We start from the raw sequence: 21,484 nt of genomic DNA, 5'->3' as shown, positions 1-21,484 counted from the left end.
CGGCGGCACCCTTGTCTGGCTCGGTCGGGTCGGCTATCCAGCGCGGGCGGCGCCAACGGTCGGTTGGCGGCCGACGCGCCCCGGCGACCAGGACCTTATTTCGGACCGGTTCTAAACCCATGCCCGTCACGTCCCCAACCGCGCCCCGTTGGCGCCCCGTCGCGTGCCTTGTCGTGCGCCCTCGCACCTGCCCTGGCGCATGCCGTGGCGCGCGCCTTGGGCTGCCCAGGCGCCCCGGGGGCCAGCCGTGACCGACGACGGTCCCGACCGTCTGGTGGCCCCGGGCGAGGGAGCGGACGACGCGGTCGAGGTGGCGCTTCGGCCGCAGCGGCTCGACGATTTTATCGGCCAGGACCAGGCGCGGGAGAATCTGCGCATCTTCGCCACCGCCGCGCGCGGTCGCGGCGAGGCCATGGACCATACGCTGCTCTACGGTCCGCCGGGGCTGGGCAAGACCACCCTGGCGCAGATCGTCGCCAAGGAATTGGGGGTCAATTTCCGCGCCACCTCGGGCCCGGTGATCGCCAAGGCCGGCGACCTAGCGGCGCTGCTGACCAACCTCGACGCCCGCGACGTCTTGTTCATCGACGAGATCCACCGCCTGTCGCCGGGGGTCGAGGAGGTGCTCTATCCGGCGATGGAGGATTTCCAGCTCGACCTGATCATCGGCGAGGGGCCGGCGGCGCGCTCGGTGCGCATCGACCTGCCGCCCTTTACCCTGGTTGGGGCGACCACGCGCATGGGGTTGCTGACCAACCCGCTGCGCGACCGCTTCGGCATCCCGACCCGGCTCGATTTCTATTCCGTCGACCAGTTGACCGAGGTGGTGCTGCGCGGTGCGCGGGTGTTGAACCTGGCGCTGGCCGTCGATGGGGCGCGCGAGATCGCCGCCCGGGCGCGCGGCACGCCGCGGATCGCCGGGCGGCTGTTGCGCCGGGTGCGCGATTTTGCCTCGGTCGCCGGCGTCGATCTGGTCGACCGGGCGACCGCCGACGCCGCCCTGACCCGGCTGGAGGTCGACCCCTCGGGCCTCGACGCCATGGATCACCGCTATCTGGCGTGCATCGGCCGCACCTATAGCGGCGGCCCGGTGGGCATCGAGACCCTGGCGGCGGCGCTGAGCGAGCCGCGCGACGCCATCGAAGACATCATCGAGCCCTATCTGTTGCAACAGGGCTTTATCCAGCGGACCCCGCGCGGGCGCATGCTGGGCCGGCGCGGCTGGCGCCATCTGGGCCTGCCCGAGCCGAGCGCGGCGCCGGGCGATCTGTTCGCTGAGCCTCCCGATAGCGGCGCGGATGAGGGCGGTCCCGGCGACACCAGCGGCGAAGAGGAGAGCGATCGATGACCGAACCCGCCGCCACGGCGCTGAGCCCCGGCGTTCAGGGGGTGTTGGACGGGGCCCGTCACCGGCTCGGCCTGCGGGTCTATTTCGAGGACACCGACACCGCCGGCATCGTCTATCACGCCCGCTATCTGGCGTTCTTCGAGCGCGGTCGGGCGGAGTATCTGCGCGCCGCCGGCATCCATCACGGGCCGGCCTGGGTCGAACGCGATATCGACACGCGCCTTGGTTTTGCCGTAACCCGGTGCGACATGGAATTCGTGCGCCCGGCCCGGCTTGACGATTGGCTGGAAATCCATACTGAGGTGGAGACCAGCCGGGCGGCCAGCGTGGTGGTGCGTCAGTGCGCCTGGCGCGGCGACACGCTGTTGGTGCGCGCGCGGATCGGGGTGGCGGTGCTCGACGGTCACGGCCGGCCGCGGCGCATGCCGGCGGATTGGCGGCGCGTTTTGGACCAAATGGCGGTGCCGGCCGAGACCATGGCGGACGACACGAAGCGAGATGCCCGCGGCGCGGCCGAGGGCCCACACGGAGAGGACAAAGCGTAATGCAGGACGCCGTACCGACCGGCGAGGTGGCCAGCGAAAATCTCGGCGATGCCGCCGTTTCGTTCGGCCCCGTCGACATGTTCATGCACTCCGACATCGTCGTGCAGGCGGTGATGGTGGCGCTGATGGTGGCGTCGGTGGTGTCGTGGGGGATCATCTTTTCCACCGTGCTGCGGTTGCGCAAGGCACGCGGCGCCGCCGACGATTTCGAGGAAGCGTTCTGGTCCGGCACCTCGCTCGAAGACCTGTATGAAAGCCTGCGCAACCGGGCGGCCAACCCGCTGGCGCTGGTGTTCGTCGCCGCCATGCGCGAATGGCAGCGCTCGATCGCCGGGCGCGGGGCGATCCGTGACCGGTTGTCGGTCCAGGACCGGGTCAGCCGGGTCATGTCGGTGACCATCGCGCGCGAGATGCAGCGGCTTGAAGGGCGCTTGCAGGTGCTGGCCACGATCGCCACCGCGGCCCCGTTCATGGGCCTGTTCGGCACCGTCTGGGGGGTGATCAAGAGCTTCCAGGCGATCGCCATGACCTCCAACACCTCGCTCGCGGTGGTCGCGCCGGGCATCGCCGAGGCGCTGTTGTCCACCGCGGTCGGATTGATCGCGGCGATTCCGGCCATGGTCGCCTATAACGGCCACATCAACCAGATCGGCCGCTTTGTCGGGCGCATGGAAGGCTTCGCCGACGAATTTCAGGCGATCCTGTCGCGCCAGTTGGACGAGAAAGCGGAGGGCTGGTGATGGCCGGGCCGTCGTCGCCCCATAGCAGTGGCAGCCAGAGCCGGCGCCTGGGCAATGGGCGTTATCGGGTGATGGCCGAGATCAACATGACGCCGTTCGTCGACGTGGTGACGGTGTTGCTGATCGTGTTCATGGTCACCGCGCCGTTGCTGACCATCGGTGTGCCGGTGGACCTGCCCGAAGCCGACGCCCAGTCCATGGGCGAAGACAATCAGCCGCTCGAACTGACGATCCAGCAAAACGGCGCCATATTTCTGCAAGACAAAGAAGTGTCGTTTGACGAATTGATCCCGCGGCTGACCGCGATCGCCGGCAATGACCTGCAAAAGCGCATCTATGTGCGCGGCGACAGCAATCTGAACTACGGCCGGGTCATGGAGGTGATGGCGGCGGTCAACCGGGCCGGTTTCAGGAAGGTGGCCATGGTCTCGCGACGGCCAAGCCAAGCCCGTTGAGCGTTCGGACGCCCATAACCGGGCGCGGCCCGCGGCACGACACCAGCGCCATGGGCCTGGGGCTGTCGGTGGCGCTGCACGTCGGCGTGCTGTTGTTCGCGATTTTCGGCCTGCCGCGCCTGACGCCGCCAGTGCCCGAACCGCCCGAGGTGATCGAGGTGGAATTCGTCGAGGTGGCTGAGGAAACGGCGACCAAGGCGGACGACGGCGCGGCCCAGCCCGAACCGCCGAAGCCTGAACCCGACCCCGAACCGCAGGAACCCGCGCCCGATCCCGATCCCAAGCCCGAACTGCGCACCGCGCCCGAAGATGTCGAGCCCGAACCGGCCGAGGCGGCGCCCGAGGTGCCGTTGCCCGAACCCAAGCCGGAGCCGAAGCCCGAGCCCGAACCCGAGCCGAAGCCCGAGCCGGAAGAGACGGTGACCGCCTTGGCCCAACGGGTGATGCCGCAGTCGAAGCCCACGGCCCCGAGCCGGTTCGACGCCGGCCAGATCGCGGCGTTGATCGACAAATCGGTCAAGGAGACGCCGAGTCTCAACGTCGCCGACCTGGAAAAGGCGATCAAGGCCGAGGCCAAGCGCCAGGGCGCGCGCTCGCGGCTCAAGGCGCAGCGCAATCTGGCGCGGATCGAACAGTTGATCCGCCAGAAGGTGCAGCGCTGCTGGTCGATCCCGGTCGGGGTCAAGAATATCGAGCAGATGAGCGTCAAGATCCGCCTGCGCCTGCGTCCCGACGGCTCGATGATGGGGCCGCCGCGCTACGTCAATGCCGGCGATCTGAACGCGCCGGGGCGCGAGTTCTACCGCACCTTCGCCGAAAGCGCGCGCCGGGCGGTGCAACGCTGTGCGCCTTACGATCTGCCGGTGGACCTCTATGACACCTGGGACGACATCGTGTTCAACTTCGACGCCAGCGCCATGGTTGGGGGATAAAGGGCCGATATGACGATGGAAACGCTGCGGATGAATGCGCTTGCCAGTCGCTTGACCGGGATCGGCCGGCGCGTCGCCGGTTTGATGGCCGGAATTGTGTTACTGGCCGTGCCGGCGGCGGCGCAGATCCAGGTGGATATCCGCTCGGGCTCGGTGAACCCGCTGCCGATCGCCATCCCCGCCTTCGAGGCCGGCCCCGGCGGGCCGCTGGCGGTGGGCAAGAACGGCACCCAGACGACCCTGGCGGCGGACGAGTTCGCGCGTCGCCTGGCCGGCGTGGTCAGCGCCGATCTGGCGCGTTCGGGGCTGTTCAAGCCGTTGTCGCCCAAGGCCATGCTCGACGATGTGGCGTCGCCCAATGTGCGGCCGCGCTTTGCCAACTGGCGCGCGGTGTCGGCCGACGCCCTGGTCGCGGGCGGTATCTATCCGCGCGGCGATGGCCAGGTGCGGGTCGATTTCCGGCTGTGGGACGTGCTGGCGGAAGAACAGATCACCGGCTATCGCTATGTGGCCCAGCCGGCCGAATGGCGTCAGATCGGCCACAAGATCGCCGACGTGATCTATCAGCGGCTGACCGGCGAGAGGGGCTATTTCAACACCCGCATCGTCTATATCGCCGAAAGCGGCGGCGAGTTGAACGTGCGCAAGCGCCTGGCGATCATGGACCAGGACGGGTTTAACCACCAGTATCTGACCAATGGCGACGATCTGGTGCTGACCCCGCGGTTCAGCCCGGACCAGCAGGAAATCACCTATCTGGCCTATTACAACGACCAGCCGCGGGTCTATCTCTACAATCTGGACACCGGCCGCCACGAGGTGCTGGGCGATTTCCCCAACATGACCTTCGCGCCGCGCTTTTCGCCCGATGGCAATTCGGTGGTCATGAGCCTGGCGCGCGCCGGCAATTCCGACATCTACACCATGAACCTGCAGACCCGGAAGGTGCGCCGGCTGACCCGCGACCCCAATATCGACACCTCGGCCAGCTATGCGCCGTCGGGCGATCGCATGGTGTTCAATTCCGACCGCGGCGGCAGCCAGCAGCTTTATGTGATGAACGCCGACGGCAGCGACATCCACCGGATCAGCTTCGACGGCGGGGCGCGCTATGCCACGCCGGTCTGGTCGCCGCGCGGCGACCTGATCGCGTTCACCAAGATCGCGTCGGGCAAGTTCGTCATCGGCGTCATGCGCCCCGACGGCAGCGGCGAGCGCATCCTGACCGACGCCTATCAGGACGAAGGCCCCACCTGGTCGCCCAACGGGCGGGTGCTGATGTTCTTCCGGCTCAATCCCAATACCGGAGCCAGTTCGCTGATGTCGGTGGATTTGACCGGCCGTAACTTGCGCGTCATCGAGACGCCGGTGGACGCGTCGGACCCGGCCTGGTCGCCTCTCTTGGACAATCCGAATTCTTGACGTGGGTTTTAGTCAATTCGTGCCCGTTTGACTGCCGGAAAACCGGTCGGGCCTCTTGCACCCCTGAGGTTCTGAATTTATCGTTTGACCGCATCAGTGCGCCCGTTTAACGATCTGATAAACGGTCTTAAAAAGCCATGTCTGCGGCCCAGCTCGGCACCGAGCGTCGGGTGCGGACGTGATAACCATCTTGTCGGTTTTCGGAGGAGCCATCCTATGCCCGTATCGACCAAGGGCCTTCGGCACGGCCTGACCCTGTTCGCCATCGTGTTGGTGAGCGCGTGTGCGCGCGACGCCGCCCAAGAGGAGGGCCCGGACGTCACCGCGCCCGCGCCCGAGATGACCGACGCGGCCGATGGCCCCGGCGCGGTCGGGCGGGGCGGCGTGGACGGCACCCGCCTCGACGGCGCGGACGACCGCTACGGTGCCGCCAGCTATTCCAGCTTCAAGGACTTCGTCGGCGCCGACCGGGTCTATTTCGACTTCGACGAGTCCAACATCCGCGTCGACGCCCGGCCGATCCTCGACGAGATGGCCGAGTGGCTGAAGCACCATGACGACGTGACCTTCACCATCGAAGGCCATGCCGACCGTCGCGGCACCCGCGAATACAACCTGGCGCTGGGCGAACGCCGGGCTCAGTCGGTCGAAGACTATTTGGTCGCCCAGGGCGTCTCGTCGGACCGGATCGACACCATCAGCTACGGCAAGGAGCGGCTGGTGGCGTCGGGCACCAGCCAACGCGCCCACCAGTTGAACCGCCGCGCCCGCGTGGTGTTCAACAACTAGCATCGACCGCCCACCGGGGCGTTGGGCCCCTGGCTCCGGTCGACGGTGAGGGGAAGCCGGCGGCCCGGGCGCCAGCCGCCCTTGCGTCGGTCGCTCGGCGGGAGCCGCATTGCCGGATCTGTCGCGGCGCGGCAGCGGTCTGACGGTTGAGCGGGCTTGACCCGGCGTCGAAACATTGGCCCTGTTGCCCTGATTTCGCCCGATCCGGCATCGACGGATAGGCGAGGGGCAGCGGGGCCGTTTCGTTTCCGGCAGGGCAAGCGGGGCGGGCGCCGCTTGTCCCGCCGCGTCCAGACGCCGACCGGCGTCGGCAAGGGAGCGCATCGACGGACGAACACAGGGGATCAGACAGCGATGAAACAGGTGGCAGGACCCGTGCTGGGGCTGGTGGCGGTGGCGGCGATCTCGGTGGCCACGCTGACGCCGTCGGTGGGCGCGCAGACATTCAGCAGCGTCGACCGGCGGATCGTCGAACTGGAAAAACAGGTTGAGCAGTTGCGCCTTCTGGTCACGCGCCCGGGGACGTCGGCGCTGCGCGGCGGCGGCGCCACCGAGGCGGTGGGCGCTGCCGATGCGGCGCCGGGGGGTGACAATCTGATGGCCCAGATGACGCTGCGGCTTCAGGAACTCGAATCCGCGCTTGCCGACCTGCGCGGCCAGGTGGAGGAGGTGCAGTTCGAAATGCGCCGCCACCGGCAACGCAGCCAGAGTTTTCGCGAGGATGTGGAGTTTCGCCTGAGCCAGTTGGAAGGCGGTAGCACCGGGCGCGCGCCGGGGGCTGGGGCGGACGACGCGGCGGGCGATGCGGCGCGCGACGGCGGCCCGACGGGCAGCCCGGGCGGCGAGGCGTTGGCGCCGCCGCCGGCAGGCGATGCGTCGGCCGGTGAGGCTATGGGCGCTGACGACGGACCGTTGCCCGAGGGCAACGCGCAGACCCAATACGACTATGCCTATGGGTTGTTGCGGCGTGGCAATTACGGTGCGGCCGAACGGGCGTTCCGCGCCTTTGTCGAGCGCCACGGGTCGAGCGACCTGGCCGGCAACGCCCAGTACTGGCTTGGCGAGACCCACTATGCGCGTCAGCAATACCCCCAGGCGGCGCAGGCCTTCTTGAAGGGCTTCCAGGATTATCAACGCGGTGCCAAGGGGCCCGACAGCTTGCTCAAGCTGGGTCTGTCGCTGGCCAATCTGGGCAATACCGACCGCGCCTGCGATACCTTGAACGAACTCGACCGCGCCTATCCCGACGCGCCGGCGCGGATCACCCGGCGCGCGGCCCAGGAGCGCGCCCGGCTCGGCTGCTGAGGCGGCGGTGCCGGCGCCGCGCCCGCTGAGCGCCCACGACCTGACCCGGCGGCTCGCGGCGCTCGGCGTGCCCGCCGAGGCGCCGGTGGCGCTGGCGGTCTCGGGCGGGGCGGACAGCCTGGCGCTCGCCTGGCTGGCTGCGCGTGCCGGTCTGCGCGCCGTGGCGCTGCATGTGGATCACCGGCTGCGGCCGGACGCGGCGGACGAGGCGGCGCGGGTCCGAGGCTGGCTCGATGCCATGGGGCTGTCGGCGCAGCTGCTGGTGCGCCAGGGCGACCGGCCCGTCGCCAATCTGCAAGCCCGCGCCCGGGCCGATCGCTATCGCCTGCTGGAAGACTGGTGCCGGGCCCATGGCGTGGCGACCCTGGTGCTCGCCCATCATCAGGGCGACCAGGCCGAGACGCTGCTGCTGAACCTGGCGCGTGGCAGCGGCGTCGACGGGCTGGCGGCCATGGCGCCGACCGCCCCGGCGGTGACCCCGCCCCACGACCTGCGGCGCGTACGTCCCTTGCTCGACGTGCCCAAGGTGCGGCTTCAAGCCACGCTGGTCGCCGCCGGCCAGCCGTGGATCGCCGACCCGAGCAATGACGACCCGCGCTTCGATCGGGTCAAGGCACGCCGGTTGCTGGCCGATCCGCCGCTGCCGGGGCTGTCGACCGCGCGGCTGGCCCAGACCGCCCATCGTCTGCGTCGGGCCTCGGCGGCGCTCGAAGCGGCCACCGATGCCCTGTTGGACACCGCGGCCTGCGTGGCGATGCTGCCCGGCGGTCCGGCGGGGTTGGTGACCTTGGACCGCGCCCGTTGGCAGACGGCGCCCGAGGACATCCGCCTGCGGGCGCTGGTGCGGCTGCTCGGCTTTGCTGGCGGCGCTGCCTATCGCCCCCGCGAAGACAAGCTGCTGCGTCTGGCCGCAGCACTGGCCGAGCCGGGATTCCGCGGTGCCACGCTCGCCGGCTGCACCCTGCGACCGGACCGCGACGGCCGTTGTACCATCATGCGCGAATCGGACGCAGTCGCAGAGCCGATGACGCCCACGGCACCGGGTGAGACGGTGTGGGACGGTCGGTTCGTGCTCACCCTGCCGGCCGCGGTGCCCGGCGATCTGTGCCTGCGCGCGCTCGGCCGACCGGCGTTCGAGCGCTGGGCGTCAGGCCAAAGCCCCGCCCTGACCGCCGAAACCGAGCGCCTCGCTGCGACGGTTGCGCCCGGCCTGCCGGCGCTTTGGTCCGCCGGCGCACCCTGGGCCGTACCTCATCTAGACATCGCGCCAGCCGGGGTTGGTCTTCGCGCGGTCCGGTCGCGGCCTTGAACCGGTTTTTCACGAGTTGTCAACGGCTTCGACGGATCATGGCGAGGCGCTCCACGGGCGGTGGCTCACCTTGTGTTAACGCGCGGGCAGCCTATCTGTTGGAGGATGACAAGACGGCGCTGCCGTGACATCCTCATGACAGCCGGTGAGGCGCTCACCCGGGCGGGTCTTAAAACGGCCGGAAGGACGGAAAGTTGAATAATATCGGACGGAATCTATTGCTGTGGCTGGTGGTCATTCTGCTGCTGGCCGCGCTGTTCAACCTGATGCAGGGGCCCGGCGGCAACAGCCAGAGCGTTGCCTATTCCGAGTTCATGCGCCGGGTCGAGAACGGCGCCGTGGCCCAGGTGGAACTGCAGGGTCAGAAGATCGAAGGCGTGTTGAACACCGGCGAGCGCTTCTCCACCTTCATCCCGCCGAGCGACCCGGATCTTATGCCGGTGCTGCGTGACAATGGCGTCACCGTCCAGGTCCAGCCGCAGGACAACAATCTGCTGCTCAACACGTTGCTGGCTTGGTTCCCGATGTTGCTCCTGATCGGCGTGTGGGTGTTCTTCATGCGCCAGATGCAGGGCCGCGGCGGTGGCGGCGGTGCCATGGGCTTCGGCAAGTCCAAGGCGCGCATGCTGACCGAGAAGACCGGTCGGGTCACCTTCGAGGACGTGGCGGGCATCGACGAGGCCAAGGAAGACCTCGAAGAGATCGTCGACTTTCTGAAGGACCCGCAGAAGTTCCAACGCCTGGGCGGCAAGATCCCCAAGGGCGGCCTGCTGGTCGGCCCGCCGGGGACCGGTAAAACGCTGCTGGCGCGCGCCATCGCGGGCGAGGCCAATGTGCCGTTCTTCACCATCTCGGGCTCCGACTTCGTGGAAATGTTCGTCGGCGTCGGCGCCAGCCGTGTGCGCGACATGTTCGAACAGGCCAAGAAGAACGCGCCGTGCATCATCTTCATCGACGAGATCGACGCGGTCGGCCGGCACCGGGGCGCGGGCCTTGGCGGCGGCAATGACGAGCGCGAACAGACCCTCAACCAGTTGCTGGTCGAGATGGACGGCTTCGAGGCCAATGAGGGCATCATCCTGATCGCGGCGACCAACCGCCCCGACGTGCTCGACCCCGCGTTGATGCGCCCGGGCCGCTTCGACCGTCAGATCACCGTGCCCAACCCGGACATCATCGGCCGCGAGAAGATCCTGAAGGTGCACATGCGCAAGGTGCCGCAGGCGCCGGACGTGGACGTGCGGGTGATCGCGCGCGGCACGCCGGGCTTCTCGGGCGCCGACCTGGCCAATCTGGTCAACGAGGCGGCGCTGCTGGCGGCGCGCAAGTCCAAGCGCCTGGTCTCGATGCGCGAGTTCGAGGAGGCCAAGGACAAGGTGCTGATGGGGGCCGAGCGCCGCTCCATGGTGATGACCGAGGACGAGAAGAAGCTGACCGCCTATCACGAGGGCGGCCATGCGCTGGTCGGTCTGTTCTGCAAGGCGTCGGACCCGGTGCACAAGGCGACGATCATCCCGCGCGGTCGCGCGCTCGGCATGGTCATGCGCCTGCCCGAACGCGACGAATACTCGCAAAGCCGCGAGAAGATGCTCGACAATCTGGCCATCGCCATGGGCGGCCGGGTCGCTGAAGAGTTGATCTTCGGCTACGACAAGGTGACCTCGGGCGCGTCGGGGGATATCCAGATGGCCACCGGTCTGGCGCGCGCCATGGTCACCAAGTACGGCCTGTCCGACAAGCTCGGGCCGTTGCTCTACGACCAGAACGAGGAAGAGGTGTTCCTCGGCCATTCGGTGTCGCGCACCCAGAACGTGTCCGAGGCGACGGCGCAACTGATCGACGAGGAAGTGCGCCGGATCGTCGACGAGGCACATGATCGGGCCAAGCAGATCCTGACCGACAATATCGATCAGTTGCACACCCTGGCCAACGGTCTGCTGGAGTACGAAACGCTGACCGGTGACGAGATCAACCGCGTCTTGCGCGGCGAAACGCTCGACCGGGGCGACAGCGACCAGACGCCGCCGACCTCCAAGGCGCCGTCGGGCCCGGCCACCGTGCCGAGCGCCGGCGACGACGAGGAAGAAGGCCGCGGCGGCCTCGGCCCCGAGCCCCAGCCCCAGGGCTAGGCTCCAGGCGCGATCATGGCCGACACGTCGGTTGCGGCGGCGGCGCGGGTCTATCTGCGCCCCGCCGGCCTCGACCCCACCCCCGGCCCGGGCCGTCTGCCCCTGGCCGGGGGTGCTGTTTTTTTCTCTCTTCTCGACCTTGCGGTGCGGGACCCGGCGGGGTGCATTGTCGCGCGCTGGCACGGCCCGGTGGCGGCGTTCGAGGCCGATGCGCTGGCCTCCTTGCCCGAACCGGTGGCAGCGGCGGCGCGCGCCCGGTTGGCGACGCTTCAGGCACCGCGCCCGGCGCTGTCGCTGGGGTCGGCGGCGCTGTCGCTCGACCGGCCGCGGGTCATGGGCATCGTCAATGTGACGCCGGACAGCTTTTCCGACGGCGGCCGGCACCAAAGCGTCGAGGCCGCCGTGGCCCACGGTCGGGCGTTGCGGGACGCGGGCGCCGACATTCTGGACATTGGCGGCGAGTCCACCCGTCCCGGCGCCGACGCCGTGCCGCTCGACGAGGAACGCCGGCGCGTGCTGCCGGTGGTCGAGCGCCTGGCGGCCGACGGCGCGGCGATCTCGGTCGACACGAGGCGCGCGGCGGTGATGGCCGAGGCGGTCGCCGCCGGTGCCGCCATGATCAACGATGTCAGCGGCCTGACCCATGACCCGGACGCCCTGGCCACCGCCGCCGGGCTCGACGTGCCGGTGTGCGTCATGCACCACCGGGGCACGCCGGCGACCATGCAGGACGACCCGCGCTATGACCATGTGCGGTTCGACGTCTTCGACTGGCTGGCCGAGCGTCTCGACGCGCTCTTGGCGGCCGGGGTCAGGGCGGACCATGTGATGCTTGACCCCGGTATCGGGTTCGGCAAAACCGTTGGTCATAATTTGGACCTAATCCATGGCTTAGCCCTATACCATGGGCTTGGCCCGGCGCTGTTGCTGGGGGCATCGCGCAAGCGGTTCATTGGCGCGCTCAGCCGCGACGAGCCGGCCGACCGCCGGCTGGGGGGCTCGCTGGCGGCGGTGCTGGCCGGCGCCGAGCGGGCGGTGCAGTTGTTTCGCGTCCACGATGTGGCCGAGACCGCCCAGGCCCTGGCGGTGGCACGCGCCGTGTATGGCGCGACGGGCGGCGTGGCGGCCGCCGGGTGAGGCCGCCGTCAGCCCAAATTTGCGGCCGCCGGGCCAACCAAGAACCATCGCTCGACGGGCCAGGCCACGGCCGGGGCGGCACACCAGGGGGGACGATCTGAGATGACGCGGACGCTTTTCGGCACCGACGGGATTCGCGGCTATGTGAACCAGCCGCCGATGACGCCCGACATGGCCTTGCGCTTAGGTCTGTCGGCGGGGCGGCTGTTCCGCCGACAGGCCCAGGGCGGCCGGGTGGTGATCGGCAAGGACACGCGCCGTTCGGGCTATATGCTTGAGTCTGCGCTGACCGCAGGCTTCGTCGCCGCCGGCATGGATGTGACCCAGTGCGGGCCGATCCCGACCCCGGGGGTGGCCATGCTCACCCATTCGCTGCGCGCCGATCTGGGCGTGATGATTTCGGCGTCCCACAACCCCCACCACGATAACGGCATCAAGCTGTTCGGCCCCGACGGCTACAAGCTCTCTGACGCGCGCGAGGCCGAGATCGAGGCGCACATGGCCAATGGTTGGCAGGACGGCCTGGCCGCCCCCGACCGGCTCGGCCACGCCGCCCATCTCGACGACGCGCGCGGCCGCTATATCGAGTTCGCCAAGCGCACCGTGCCCCAGGGCCTGACCTTCGAGGGGCTCAAGGTGGTGCTCGACTGCGCCAATGGTGCCGCCTATCGGGTCGCGCCGGCGGTGTTGTGGGAACTGGGCGCCGAGGTCACCAAACTCGGCGTCACCCCCAATGGCGTCAACATCAACGAGCGCTGCGGCTCCACCGACACCGCCGCCCTGCGTGACGCGGTGGTCGGGCAGGGCGCTGACCTCGGCGTGGCACTGGACGGCGACGCCGACCGGGTGATCCTGGTCGACCAGACCGGCCGCACCATCGACGGCGACCAACTGATGGCGCTGATCCTCGACGACTGGCACGCACGCGGCTGTCTCAAGGGCGGCGGCCTGGTGGCGACGGTGATGTCGAACCTGGGTCTGGAGCGGTTCGTGAGCGCGCGCGGTCTGCGCCTCGAACGCACCAAGGTGGGCGACCGCTATGTGGTCGAGGCGATGCGCCGCCAGGGCATCAATCTGGGCGGCGAGCAGTCGGGCCACATCATCCTCAACGACTTCACCACCACCGGCGACGGGCTTCTGGCGGCGTTGCAGGTGTTGACCGTGATCGCACGGTCGGGCCGGCCGGCCTCCGAGGTGACCCATCTGTTCGACCCCGTGCCCCAGGTGCTGCGCAGCGTCTGCTATCAGGCCGCCGACCCGCTGGCCTGCGACACCGTGCGCACCGCGATCAGCGCCGGCGAGGATCGCTTGCGGGGCAATGGCCGGCTGGTGATCCGCAAGTCGGGCACCGAGCCCAAGGTGCGGGTCATGGCCGAAGGCGACGACGAAGCCCTGGTGGCCGCCGTGGTCGACGATATCTGTACGCGCGTCGAGACCGCGGCGTGACCCGGCCGCCGGCGGCCTTTCTTCAGGCGGAACACGTCCAGCCATGACCGACACCGATCCCGATACCGCTATCGACCTGGGCGCCAGGCCCGCCCCGGTGCACCGCGCCCCGGGCACCGCGCCGGCGCGGGTGCTGATCGCCGCCGGCTCCGACCCCGGCGGCGGGGCCGGTATTCAGGCCGACATCAAGGCGGTGACCGCGCTCGGCGGCTTTGCCATGACCGCGATCACCGCGGTTACCGTGCAGGACACCAAACAGGTCTTCGGGTTTCACCCGGTGCCGCTCGACACCATCCGCCAGCAGATGAGCGCGGTGCTGGCCGACATCGGCGCCGACGCCATCAAGACCGGCATGCTGCACAGCGCCGGCGTGATCTCGACCGTGGCCGAGATGGTGGCCGAGTACGCACCGACGGCGACCCTGGTGGTCGACCCGGTGATGGTCGCCACCTCGGGCGACCGGTTGACCGACGATACCGCGTTGGCGGCGCTCAAGGCCGAGTTGCTGCCCCGGGCGACGCTGCTGACCCCCAATCTGGCCGAGGCCGGGGTGTTGCTGGGCCGCGATCTGAGCGAGGCGGGGCCTGAGACCATGCCGCGGGTGGCCGCCGAGTTGCGCGCGCTCGGCCCCGACGCCGTGCTGGTCAAGGGCGGCCGGGGCGAGGGCGGCAGCATCGTCGATTGTCTGGCGGTCGAGGGCGGCACCGAGACCTTTGCCGCCCCGCTCATCGACACCCGCCACACCCATGGCACCGGCTGCACGCTGGCCAGCGCCATCGCCGAGGGCTTGGGGCGCGGGCTCGATATGCGCGCAGCCGTGATCCGGGCGCGCGCCTATCTGCGCGGGGCGATCGCCCGGGCGCCCGGTTTCGGCGGCGGCCACGGGCCGCTCGACCATGGCTGGATGATCGCCGAGGGCTAGGCGGCGGTGGGCGCTCAGCGCACCGTGACCGCCTTGGCGAGGGCGCGCGGCTTGTCGATATTGCGGCCCAGCTTGACCGCGCAGCCATAGGAAAACAGCTGCCCGGCGGTCAGTTGGATCAGCGGGTCGAGCCATTTGGACAGGCTCGGCAGTTGGATATAGCGCTCGAACAGGCCGTCTTCGAAGGCGTCGGCGGCGTCATGGCCGAAGCCGATCACATTGCCGCCGCGCGCGGCGATCTCGTGCACGCTCGACACCACCAGGCCGAACGAGTCCGGGTCGTGGGCGCGGTTGGGGATGAACGCCACGGTGAAGAACTTCTCGTCGATCAGCGAAATGGTGCCGTGCTTGAGGAAACCCGCAGGCATGCCCTCGGCGTGCAGATAGGACACTTCCTTGAACTTGAGCGCCGATTCAAGCGCCACCGGATAGTGCAGGCTGCGGCCGAGGAAGAACCAATTGTCGATCCAGCGGTACCGCTCGGCGGCGTCGTCGATCTCGGCGCGCTTGTCGGCGATCAGTTCGCCCAGTACCCGGGGCAGGGCGGCCAGGTCGGCGAGCAGCCGGTGGTGCTCGGCGGCGTCGATGCGCCCGGCCGCTTCGGCCGTGCCCAGCGCCAGGCGATACAGCACCGCCACCTGCGCCAGGATCGACTTGGTCGACAGCACGCAGATCTCGCGCCCCGAATTCTGCAAAATCGGAAACTCGGCCATGCGCTGCGACGTGGACGCGGCCACATTGTTGATCGCCACGCTGGCCACGCCGGCGGCCTGGGCGGCGCGCATGACCCGCAGGGTGTCGAAGGTCTCGCCCGACTGCGACACCGCCACCAGCGCCTGACCGGGGCCTGAGAACGCGTTGACGTCGAGAAACTCGTCGGCCGGGTGGCAGCGGGCATAGCGACCGGCCAGTTGGGCGAAGAAATATTGGCCCAGCAGGCAGGCATAAAAGGCGCTGCCCGAGCCGACCAGCGCCACCTCGTGGGTGGCCAGATGGTCGACCGCGCCTTGCAGGCCGGCCGCGGGCAGTTCGGCCATGCGCTGCACCGACTGCGGCGTTTCGTGGATTTCCTTCAGCATATAATGCGGGAAATCGCCCAGATCGTCGGCGCCATTGTCGATGTCGAGCGCGGTCATGGCGCGCTCCACCGGGGCGAGCGCGGTGTCGCCGTGGAGGATTTCCACGCCGTCGGGGCGCACGAACGCCACGTCGCCGTCTTCGAGATAGGCGATCTGCCCCTCATGGCCGGCGAGCGCGATCGGGTCGGAACACAAGAAACCGCCGTCCGGCCCCGCGCCATTGGCCAGCGTGCCGGCGGCCAGCGGGCTTTGGTTCTTGACGCCGATCAGCAGCCCGGGCTCGTCGCGCAGCGCGATGGCGAAGGCGTATTCGCCGCGCACCTCGGCGCGCACCGCGGCGATCGTCGCCATCAGGTCGCCGGTTTCGCGATAGTGCAGGGCCAGCAAATGGGCGACCACCTCGGTATCGGTTTCGGACGTGCACTGGATCTGGCGCGCGGCCAGGCGCTCGCGGATCTCGTGATGGTTTTCGATCACGCCATTGTGGGCGAGCACGAAGCGCTGGTCGAACGAGGTGTGGGGGTGGGTGTTGGCCACCGTCACCCGGCCGTGGGTGGCCCAGCGGGTGTGGCCGATGGCGGCGTGGGCCTCGGGCATGCCGCCGTCGCGCAGGCGTGCGCGCTTTTCCGACAACACGCCCACATCGCGCACCAGCGACAGCTCGCCATTGGCCATGCAGGCGAAGCCGAACGAGTCATAGCCGCGGTATTCGAGCCGCGCGAGCCCGTCGAGAATGTCGTTTCCAATGTCGCGCTTGGCGGAAATCGCAACAATGCCGCACATGGATTGGCTCCGGGGCAGGCCGGGGCCGCACGGGCCGCCGGCGGGATGAACCAGACCCGGGGTCGTCCTGGGTTGCTGCACAACCCGGCCCGACCCCGGTGGCAAACCTTGTGGACCATGTCCGCAGACGGATCAAGCCGGTGCAAGGCCGACCATCGATCGCCGGGTTGGCGGCGGTCGGTCAGGTGCCGGCGCGAACGACCGGCAGATTGTCGATCAGGCGCACGCCGTTGAGCCGGGCGGCGGCGAGCAGGCGCCCCGGTCGGTCGCCGAGCCGGACCATCGGGTCGAGCGTCTCGGCGTCGGCCAGGGTCACATAGTCGACGCCGTCGAAACCGGCGTCGAGCAGCGCCGCCTCCACGTCGGTGGCGACCACCAGGGCCGCTTCGCCGGCGGCCGCGCGCTCGGCGCCTTGGGCCAGCGCCTGGTAGAGCTGCGCGGCGGTGGCGCGCGCGGCGGCGCTGAGATGCTGGTTGCGCGACGACAGCGCCAGGCCGTCGGCTTCGCGCACCGTCGCCACGCCCTGGATCTCGACGCCCAGGTCCAGGTCGGCGGCCAACCGGCGGATCACCAGCAATTGCTGATAGTCCTTCTCGCCGAACGCCGCCACGTCCGGGCTTGCCTGGGTCAGCAGCTTGGTGACCACGGTGGCGACGCCGTCGAAATGGCCGGGCCGGTGGGCGCCTTCCAGCCGGTCGGTCAGCCCGTGCACCAACACGGTGGTGGCGAAGCCGGCGGGGTACATGGCCTCGGCGGTCGGCGCATAGACCAGATCGGCGCCGGCGCCCAACGCCGCCGCCACATCGTCGGCCTCGCGGCGCGGATAGGCGGCCAAGTCGGCGGGATCGTTGAACTGGGTCGGGTTGACGAACACCGACACCACGACCCGGTCGCACTGGCCGGCCAGATGGCGGATCAGGGTCAGATGGCCGTCGTGCAGCGCGCCCATGGTGGGGACCAGCCCGACCCGCAGCCCGTCGCGGCGCCAGGCGGCTATGGGGCCGCGCAGGTCGGCGACGGTGCGCATCGGCTCGGCAAAGGTCGGGGAAGCGGCGGTCTCGGTCATGGGCGGCGGGTCATGGGCAGCGGGTCCGGTGATGGGCGCCACCGGAGGGGCGGCGCGGGGTCGGCCCCCCGATGGGGCCAGAGCGAAGCGGTCAAGACAAGCGGGGCGAGACGGGCGAGACGAGGCGGGGCGAGGACAGGCCGGTCGGAACGGGCCGGTCAAGACGTTGCGGCCGCGGGCGGCGCAAGCGCGGCGCGGTCGAACACCTCCAACGCGTTACCGCGGATCATCTGCTGCAATTCGTCCACATAAGCCTCGCGCCGCTCGGAATAGTTGATCAGCGTGCCGGCCAGCGCATGGCCGTCGAGCGGACCGCCCGTGGCCATCTGCTCGGCGCGCAGGCGGCGAAACTCGGCATAGGCACCGCCCTTGTTCAGCGTCAGGATATAGTCGAGCACCGAATCGATCAGATAGTCATAGGCGCGCACACGATGGTTGGCGCCCTCGGCGCGCTCTTGCGGCACGATGCCGTCATGGGTCTCGTTCCAGGTCCAGACGCCGAACGCCGCATTGCCCTGGCGGGCGAACCGCGACGTACCCCAAGCGCTTTCGGTCGCCGCCTGGGTGAGCGCCAGCGACACCGGCACCGGCGCCAGCCGGCGCTTGAACGCCGCGCGGTCGATCCCGGCCACGTCGTCGACGCGTTCGCGCTCCGGCATCAGCCGATTGTAGGTCTGCACCAGCCAAGCGCGGTCGGGCTCGGGCAGCGGCTTGTCGGCGTCGAGGTCATCGACCAGGGCGATCATGCGGGCGCGCTGGGCGTTGACGATTTCGTTGGCGCGCAGGACCAGCGGCAGCATGACCGCGTAGAAGCGCCGCTTGCGCGCCTCGCCGGCGGGAATGGCCTTCAGCCCCGTGGGAAAGCCACGGTAGAAACGCCGTGGCACCGGCTCGCCGTCGCGCACCGCCGCCAGCGTCGTGCCGAGGATCGCCTGGGGCGCCAGATCGGCCGGGGGCGGCGCGTTATGGGCACCGTAATCGACCACCTGCGGGCGGCTGCCGGGCGGGACGCTGCCGTTGCCGCCGCGTAAAAAAACCAGCCCCGTGATCAGAAGAACGGCACAGGTTGAAAGCACAAGGAGAGTTCGTGTTTGCATGGGCGGTGTTCTCGTGATTTGTCGGGTCGCTGTCAAACCCATAGGCACGCCCGCAGACTTGAGGGCAGATATTGACAAAACAAGGGCGGCGCCGGCAACATCTCGGGGCTGTTAAGGGGAACGAGTGTGACCGAACAAGCGGCAAGGCCCTGGATTATCGTCATCGGCAACGAAAAGGGCGGGTCGGGCAAATCGACCTCGGCCATGCATGTCCTCATCAGTCTGGCCCAACGTGGCCGCCGGGTCGCGGCCATCGACCTGGACGGTCGCCAGCGCAGCCTGACCCGCTATCTGGAGAACCGGGCCGCCCATTGCAAGGACCAGGGCTTGTCGCTGGTCCAGCCGCCGATCATCACCGTCGAGCGCTCGGAGGAAGAAACCACCCAGGACGCCAAGCGCGACGAGCGCAAGCGCTTTACCGACGCGCTCGAAACCCTGGCCGCCGAGCATGACACGATCATGATCGACTGCCCGGGCAGCGACACCTATCTGGCGCGCTACGCCCACGCCCATGCCGACACGTTGATCACCCCGGTGAACGACAGTTTCGTCGACCTGGACCTGTTCGCGCGCATCGATTCCGACACCTACAAGGTCAAGGCGCCGAGCCTCTATGCCGAAATGGTGTGGGAGGCGCGCAAGTGGCGCGCGGTCGCCGACGGCGGCCAGATCGACTGGCTGGTGCTGCGCAACCGCATGCCGGTGCAGCGTTCGCGCAACAAGGCGCGCATTCAGGAAGTGATGGATCTGCTGGCCAAGCGCATCGGCTTTCGCCATGTGCCGGGCCTGTCCGAGCGGGTGGTGTTCCGGGAATTGTTCTTGAAGGGCTTGACGCTGATGGACCTGTCCGACAGCGGCATCGTCGGCGGCTTGCGCAATTCCATGAGCCTGGTCAGCGCGCGCGCCGAGGTGCGCCGCCTGGTCGAGGCGGTGTTGAGCGCCGAAAAGGCCACCAGCGGCACCGGCGTGCCCGGGGCGCCGTCCGCCAGCGCCGGCACCGGCCGTCGGATGTTCGCCGGCTGAGCGCCGCGCCGAGGCCTGCGCCGGCCCCCCTTGGACCATGCGCCGCGCTTGGCAGGGCGGGGCCGGGCTGCCATGTCTAGGACCATGACCGATCGACCCGACAAAAACCGGCGGCCCGCGTCCGCCGCCGCGCCGCCGCCCGATCAGGCGCCCGACCAGGCGCCCGATCCGATGCCCAATCCGGCGCCGGAGCAGGGGGCGGTCGATGCGTTTCTGGCGCAGGTGGCGGCGACGCCGGCGCGCCGCAGCGGCCGGGGCGCCGGGCGCGACCGGCGCGGCCGGCTGGTGTTCGCGCTCGACGCCACCATGAGCCGCCAGCCCACCTGGGACCGGGCGTGCCAGATCCAGGGCGACCTGTTCGCCGAGACCGACGCCATCGGCGGGCTCGACGTCAAGCTGATCTTCTTTCGTGGCATGGGCGAGTGCAAGGCGAGCCGCTGGGCCGCCGATGGCGCCACGCTCAGCGCCTGGATGACCCGGGTGGCGGTCCGGGGCGGGCCGACCCAGATCGGCCGGGTGCTCGACCGGGTCGACCGCGAGGCGCGCGACGCGCCGGTGGACGCGGTGGTCTATGTGGGCGACTGCTGCGAGGAAGACCCCGACCGGCTGTGCGCCAAAGCGGCGCGGCTGGCGGCGCGCGGCACGCCCTTGTTCATGTTCCACGAGGGCGGCAATCCGCTGGCCGGCCAGGTGTTCCGCGAACTGGCGCGCTTGACCGGCGGCGGTTATGCGCCCTTCGACCCGTCGAGCCCGGCGCAGTTGCGCAGCCTGTTGCGCGCGGCGGCGGTCTATGCCGCCGGCGGCGTCACCGCCCTGTCCGACCGGGCCGGCGGCTATGGCGCCGATGCGGTCAAGCTTCTCGAACAGATACGGTGACGTGATGCTCTTCATGGCCGGTGCCGTTTTGGCGCTGTTGATCGCCTATGTCCTGTTGTCCTGGCTGGCCAACGCGCCACGCCGGCAGCTCGCCTATGTGCTGATGATCCTGATCCTGAGCGCGGTGCTGATCGTCGGCATCGTCATGTTCGTCACCGGCCGGCTGACCACCGCCTTGCCGCTGCTGTTGTCGGCGCTGGCCGGCATGTGGCGGCAGCGCTGGGTGGTGCGATGGATCGCACGCAACCTGCTTGGCGGCGGGCCGGGCAGCGGGGCGGCGGGCCCCGCCACCGTGTCGACGCCGTGGCTCGACATGACCCTCGACCGGCGCTCGGGCGCGCTGTCGGGGCGGGTCAAGCAGGGGGCATTCGCCGGCCGCGACCTCGGCGACCTCAGCCTCGACGACCTGATCGCCTTGTACGAAGACCTGGCGCGCGCCCATGGCGAGTCCGCCCGGCTGTTGGAGACCTTCCTCGATCGCGAGCACGGCGCCGCATGGCGGCAACGCACCGCCGCCGGGCCCGGTGCCGGAGCGGCCGGTGCCGGCGCGGGCGGCGGCGGGGCGATGACCCGGGCCGAGGCGCTGTCGATCCTCGGCCTGCCCGAGGACGCCGACGCCGACGAGGTGCGCCACGCCCACCGCCGGTTGATCCGCAAGCTGCACCCCGACCAGGGCGGATCGAGCTATCTGGCCGCCAAAATCAACCAGGCCAAGGACTACCTGCTCGCCGGTCGACATTGACGGCGGCCCCCGCATCCTGGTATTGTTGCAGTGCAAAAAATCGCCGGCCCGGGTAATGATTGCGACCCGTGAGGCGCCGCCCAATATGGTAAGAAGCGGCCGGAATTGCGCGGCGTCGGACGGTCGGGGCAACCGGCCGCCCGACCAACAGACGGCTTGGCGACACAGGCCCCGGTAGACCCGGTGTGCCGAGCGGAAAGGCGAGCCAATCATGACCGACAAGAAGGACACAAGGGCCAAGGCGGCCAAGACAGCCAAGGGTGGGGCGAGCAAGCCCGCGCACGCCACCGAAGCCACCGCGCCCAAGCGAGGTGATCAGCCGGCTCAGCGTCCGGCCGC

The 21,484-nt window shown here is 69.5% G+C and carries 19 protein-coding genes; 16 read left to right on the top strand and 3 right to left on the bottom strand.

Translation table 11 applies throughout. From position 1 onward, the window contains the following. Window positions 1–247: 247 nt before the first annotated feature. From ruvB to thiD, 13 genes are all read left to right on the top strand, one after another. A complete protein-coding gene (ruvB, locus tag EV659_RS03395; protein ID WP_243641578.1) occupies window positions 248–1,348 on the top strand; it encodes a Holliday junction branch migration DNA helicase RuvB in 1,101 nt (366 codons plus the stop codon). Beyond that, window positions 1,345–1,893, top strand: a complete 549-nt coding sequence (locus tag EV659_RS03390) for a YbgC/FadM family acyl-CoA thioesterase (RefSeq protein ID WP_132707442.1) — start codon at window positions 1,345–1,347, stop codon at window positions 1,891–1,893. Before ruvB ends, EV659_RS03390 begins: the two co-directional genes overlap by 4 nt. Continuing rightward, window positions 1,893–2,633, top strand: a complete 741-nt coding sequence (tolQ, locus tag EV659_RS03385) for a protein TolQ (protein WP_132707441.1) — start codon at window positions 1,893–1,895, stop codon at window positions 2,631–2,633. The genes EV659_RS03390 and tolQ overlap by 1 nt, the downstream gene beginning before the upstream one ends. Further along, complete coding sequence (locus EV659_RS03380) at window positions 2,633–3,088, top strand: ExbD/TolR family protein (protein ID WP_200287410.1); 456 nt, start codon at window positions 2,633–2,635, stop codon at window positions 3,086–3,088. The genes tolQ and EV659_RS03380 overlap by 1 nt, the downstream gene beginning before the upstream one ends. Window positions 3,089–3,138: 50 nt before the next feature. Continuing rightward, complete coding sequence (locus EV659_RS03370; protein WP_165878692.1) at window positions 3,139–4,020, top strand: cell envelope integrity TolA family protein; 882 nt, start codon at window positions 3,139–3,141, stop codon at window positions 4,018–4,020. A 15-nt stretch (window positions 4,021–4,035) separates the two neighbouring features. Continuing rightward, a complete protein-coding gene (tolB, locus tag EV659_RS03365; protein ID WP_420877583.1) occupies window positions 4,036–5,442 on the top strand; it encodes a Tol-Pal system beta propeller repeat protein TolB in 1,407 nt (468 codons plus the stop codon). 216 nt (window positions 5,443–5,658) lie between these two features. Then, complete coding sequence (gene pal / locus EV659_RS03360; protein ID WP_165878691.1) at window positions 5,659–6,231, top strand: peptidoglycan-associated lipoprotein Pal; 573 nt, start codon at window positions 5,659–5,661, stop codon at window positions 6,229–6,231. Window positions 6,232–6,585: 354 nt separating this feature from the next. Then, the gene (gene ybgF, locus EV659_RS03355) at window positions 6,586–7,536 is read left to right on the top strand and encodes a tol-pal system protein YbgF (protein ID WP_132707438.1); all 951 of its coding nucleotides are present in this window, start codon (window positions 6,586–6,588) and stop codon (window positions 7,534–7,536) included. 7 nt (window positions 7,537–7,543) lie between these two features. Continuing rightward, window positions 7,544–8,845, top strand: coding sequence for a tRNA lysidine(34) synthetase TilS (gene tilS, locus EV659_RS03350; RefSeq protein WP_165878690.1), 1,302 nt, complete (start codon window positions 7,544–7,546; stop codon window positions 8,843–8,845). 194 nt (window positions 8,846–9,039) lie between these two features. After that, complete coding sequence (gene ftsH / locus EV659_RS03345; protein WP_132707436.1) at window positions 9,040–10,974, top strand: ATP-dependent zinc metalloprotease FtsH; 1,935 nt, start codon at window positions 9,040–9,042, stop codon at window positions 10,972–10,974. Window positions 10,975–10,989: 15 nt separating this feature from the next. Continuing rightward, window positions 10,990–12,111, top strand: a complete 1,122-nt coding sequence (folP, locus tag EV659_RS03340; protein ID WP_132707435.1) for a dihydropteroate synthase — start codon at window positions 10,990–10,992, stop codon at window positions 12,109–12,111. A 102-nt stretch (window positions 12,112–12,213) separates the two neighbouring features. Continuing rightward, window positions 12,214–13,557, top strand: coding sequence for a phosphoglucosamine mutase (gene glmM / locus EV659_RS03335; RefSeq protein ID WP_132707434.1), 1,344 nt, complete (start codon window positions 12,214–12,216; stop codon window positions 13,555–13,557). Between the two features lie 43 nt (window positions 13,558–13,600). Further along, the gene (gene thiD, locus EV659_RS03330; RefSeq protein WP_132707433.1) at window positions 13,601–14,479 is read left to right on the top strand and encodes a bifunctional hydroxymethylpyrimidine kinase/phosphomethylpyrimidine kinase; all 879 of its coding nucleotides are present in this window, start codon (window positions 13,601–13,603) and stop codon (window positions 14,477–14,479) included. A 14-nt stretch (window positions 14,480–14,493) separates the two neighbouring features. On the opposite strand, the gene glmS is transcribed toward thiD, so the two are convergent. The 3 genes from glmS to EV659_RS03315 form a co-directional block, all read right to left on the bottom strand. Beyond that, complete coding sequence (gene glmS, locus EV659_RS03325; protein ID WP_132707432.1) at window positions 14,494–16,341, bottom strand: glutamine--fructose-6-phosphate transaminase (isomerizing); 1,848 nt, start codon at window positions 16,339–16,341, stop codon at window positions 14,494–14,496. 181 nt (window positions 16,342–16,522) lie between these two features. Further along, entirely contained in the window at window positions 16,523–17,407 is an 885-nt protein-coding gene (panC, locus tag EV659_RS03320; RefSeq protein ID WP_132707431.1) for a pantoate--beta-alanine ligase, read from the bottom strand. Between the two features lie 158 nt (window positions 17,408–17,565). Then, window positions 17,566–18,483 (bottom strand): glucosaminidase domain-containing protein, encoded by a 918-nt coding sequence (locus EV659_RS03315; RefSeq protein ID WP_165878689.1) that lies wholly within the window; start codon window positions 18,481–18,483, stop codon window positions 17,566–17,568. 147 nt (window positions 18,484–18,630) lie between these two features. On the opposite strand from EV659_RS03315, the gene EV659_RS03310 reads away from it, so the two are divergent. The 3 genes from EV659_RS03310 (at window position 18,631) to EV659_RS03305 (ending at window position 21,145) form a co-directional block, all read left to right on the top strand. After that, on the top strand, window positions 18,631–19,527 hold the full coding sequence (locus EV659_RS03310) for a division plane positioning ATPase MipZ (protein ID WP_132707428.1): 897 nt from the start codon (window positions 18,631–18,633) through the stop codon (window positions 19,525–19,527). An 84-nt stretch (window positions 19,528–19,611) separates the two neighbouring features. Beyond that, window positions 19,612–20,403, top strand: a complete 792-nt coding sequence (locus EV659_RS14635) for a vWA domain-containing protein (RefSeq protein WP_165878688.1) — start codon at window positions 19,612–19,614, stop codon at window positions 20,401–20,403. Window positions 20,404–20,416: 13 nt separating this feature from the next. Continuing rightward, window positions 20,417–21,145 carry a DnaJ domain-containing protein gene (locus tag EV659_RS03305; RefSeq protein ID WP_165878687.1) on the top strand — a complete coding sequence of 243 codons (729 nt, stop codon included), beginning with the start codon at window positions 20,417–20,419 and terminating at the stop codon, window positions 21,143–21,145. Window positions 21,146–21,484 lie beyond the last annotated feature (339 nt).

This window comes from Rhodothalassium salexigens DSM 2132 (genome assembly GCF_004341375.1).
Lineage (GTDB): Bacteria > Pseudomonadota > Alphaproteobacteria > Sphingomonadales > Rhodothalassiaceae > Rhodothalassium > Rhodothalassium salexigens.
This window is presented reverse-complemented; position numbering and strand designations above follow the sequence as displayed.

Bases quoted from the DNA above. Each gene is read 5' to 3' on its own strand.
- EV659_RS03380 (WP_200287410.1), top strand. From the start codon at position 2,633: ATGGCCGGGCCGTCGTCGCCCCATAGCAGTGGCAGCCAGAGCCGGCGC.
- EV659_RS14635 (WP_165878688.1), top strand. From the start codon at position 19,612: ATGACCGATCGACCCGACAAAAACCGGCGGCCCGCGTCCGCCGCCGCG.
- glmS (WP_132707432.1), bottom strand. From the start codon at position 16,341: ATGTGCGGCATTGTTGCGATTTCCGCCAAGCGCGACATTGGAAACGAC.
- glmM (WP_132707434.1), top strand. From the start codon at position 12,214: ATGACGCGGACGCTTTTCGGCACCGACGGGATTCGCGGCTATGTGAAC.
- panC (WP_132707431.1), bottom strand. From the start codon at position 17,407: ATGACCGAGACCGCCGCTTCCCCGACCTTTGCCGAGCCGATGCGCACC.
- EV659_RS03390 (WP_132707442.1), top strand. From the start codon at position 1,345: ATGACCGAACCCGCCGCCACGGCGCTGAGCCCCGGCGTTCAGGGGGTG.
- pal (WP_165878691.1), top strand. From the start codon at position 5,659: ATGCCCGTATCGACCAAGGGCCTTCGGCACGGCCTGACCCTGTTCGCC.
- tolQ (WP_132707441.1), top strand. From the start codon at position 1,893: ATGCAGGACGCCGTACCGACCGGCGAGGTGGCCAGCGAAAATCTCGGC.
- thiD (WP_132707433.1), top strand. From the start codon at position 13,601: ATGACCGACACCGATCCCGATACCGCTATCGACCTGGGCGCCAGGCCC.
- ybgF (WP_132707438.1), top strand. From the start codon at position 6,586: ATGAAACAGGTGGCAGGACCCGTGCTGGGGCTGGTGGCGGTGGCGGCG.
- tolB (WP_420877583.1), top strand. From the start codon at position 4,036: ATGGAAACGCTGCGGATGAATGCGCTTGCCAGTCGCTTGACCGGGATC.
- EV659_RS03305 (WP_165878687.1), top strand. From the start codon at position 20,417: ATGGCCGGTGCCGTTTTGGCGCTGTTGATCGCCTATGTCCTGTTGTCC.
- EV659_RS03370 (WP_165878692.1), top strand. From the start codon at position 3,139: ATGGGCCTGGGGCTGTCGGTGGCGCTGCACGTCGGCGTGCTGTTGTTC.
- folP (WP_132707435.1), top strand. From the start codon at position 10,990: ATGGCCGACACGTCGGTTGCGGCGGCGGCGCGGGTCTATCTGCGCCCC.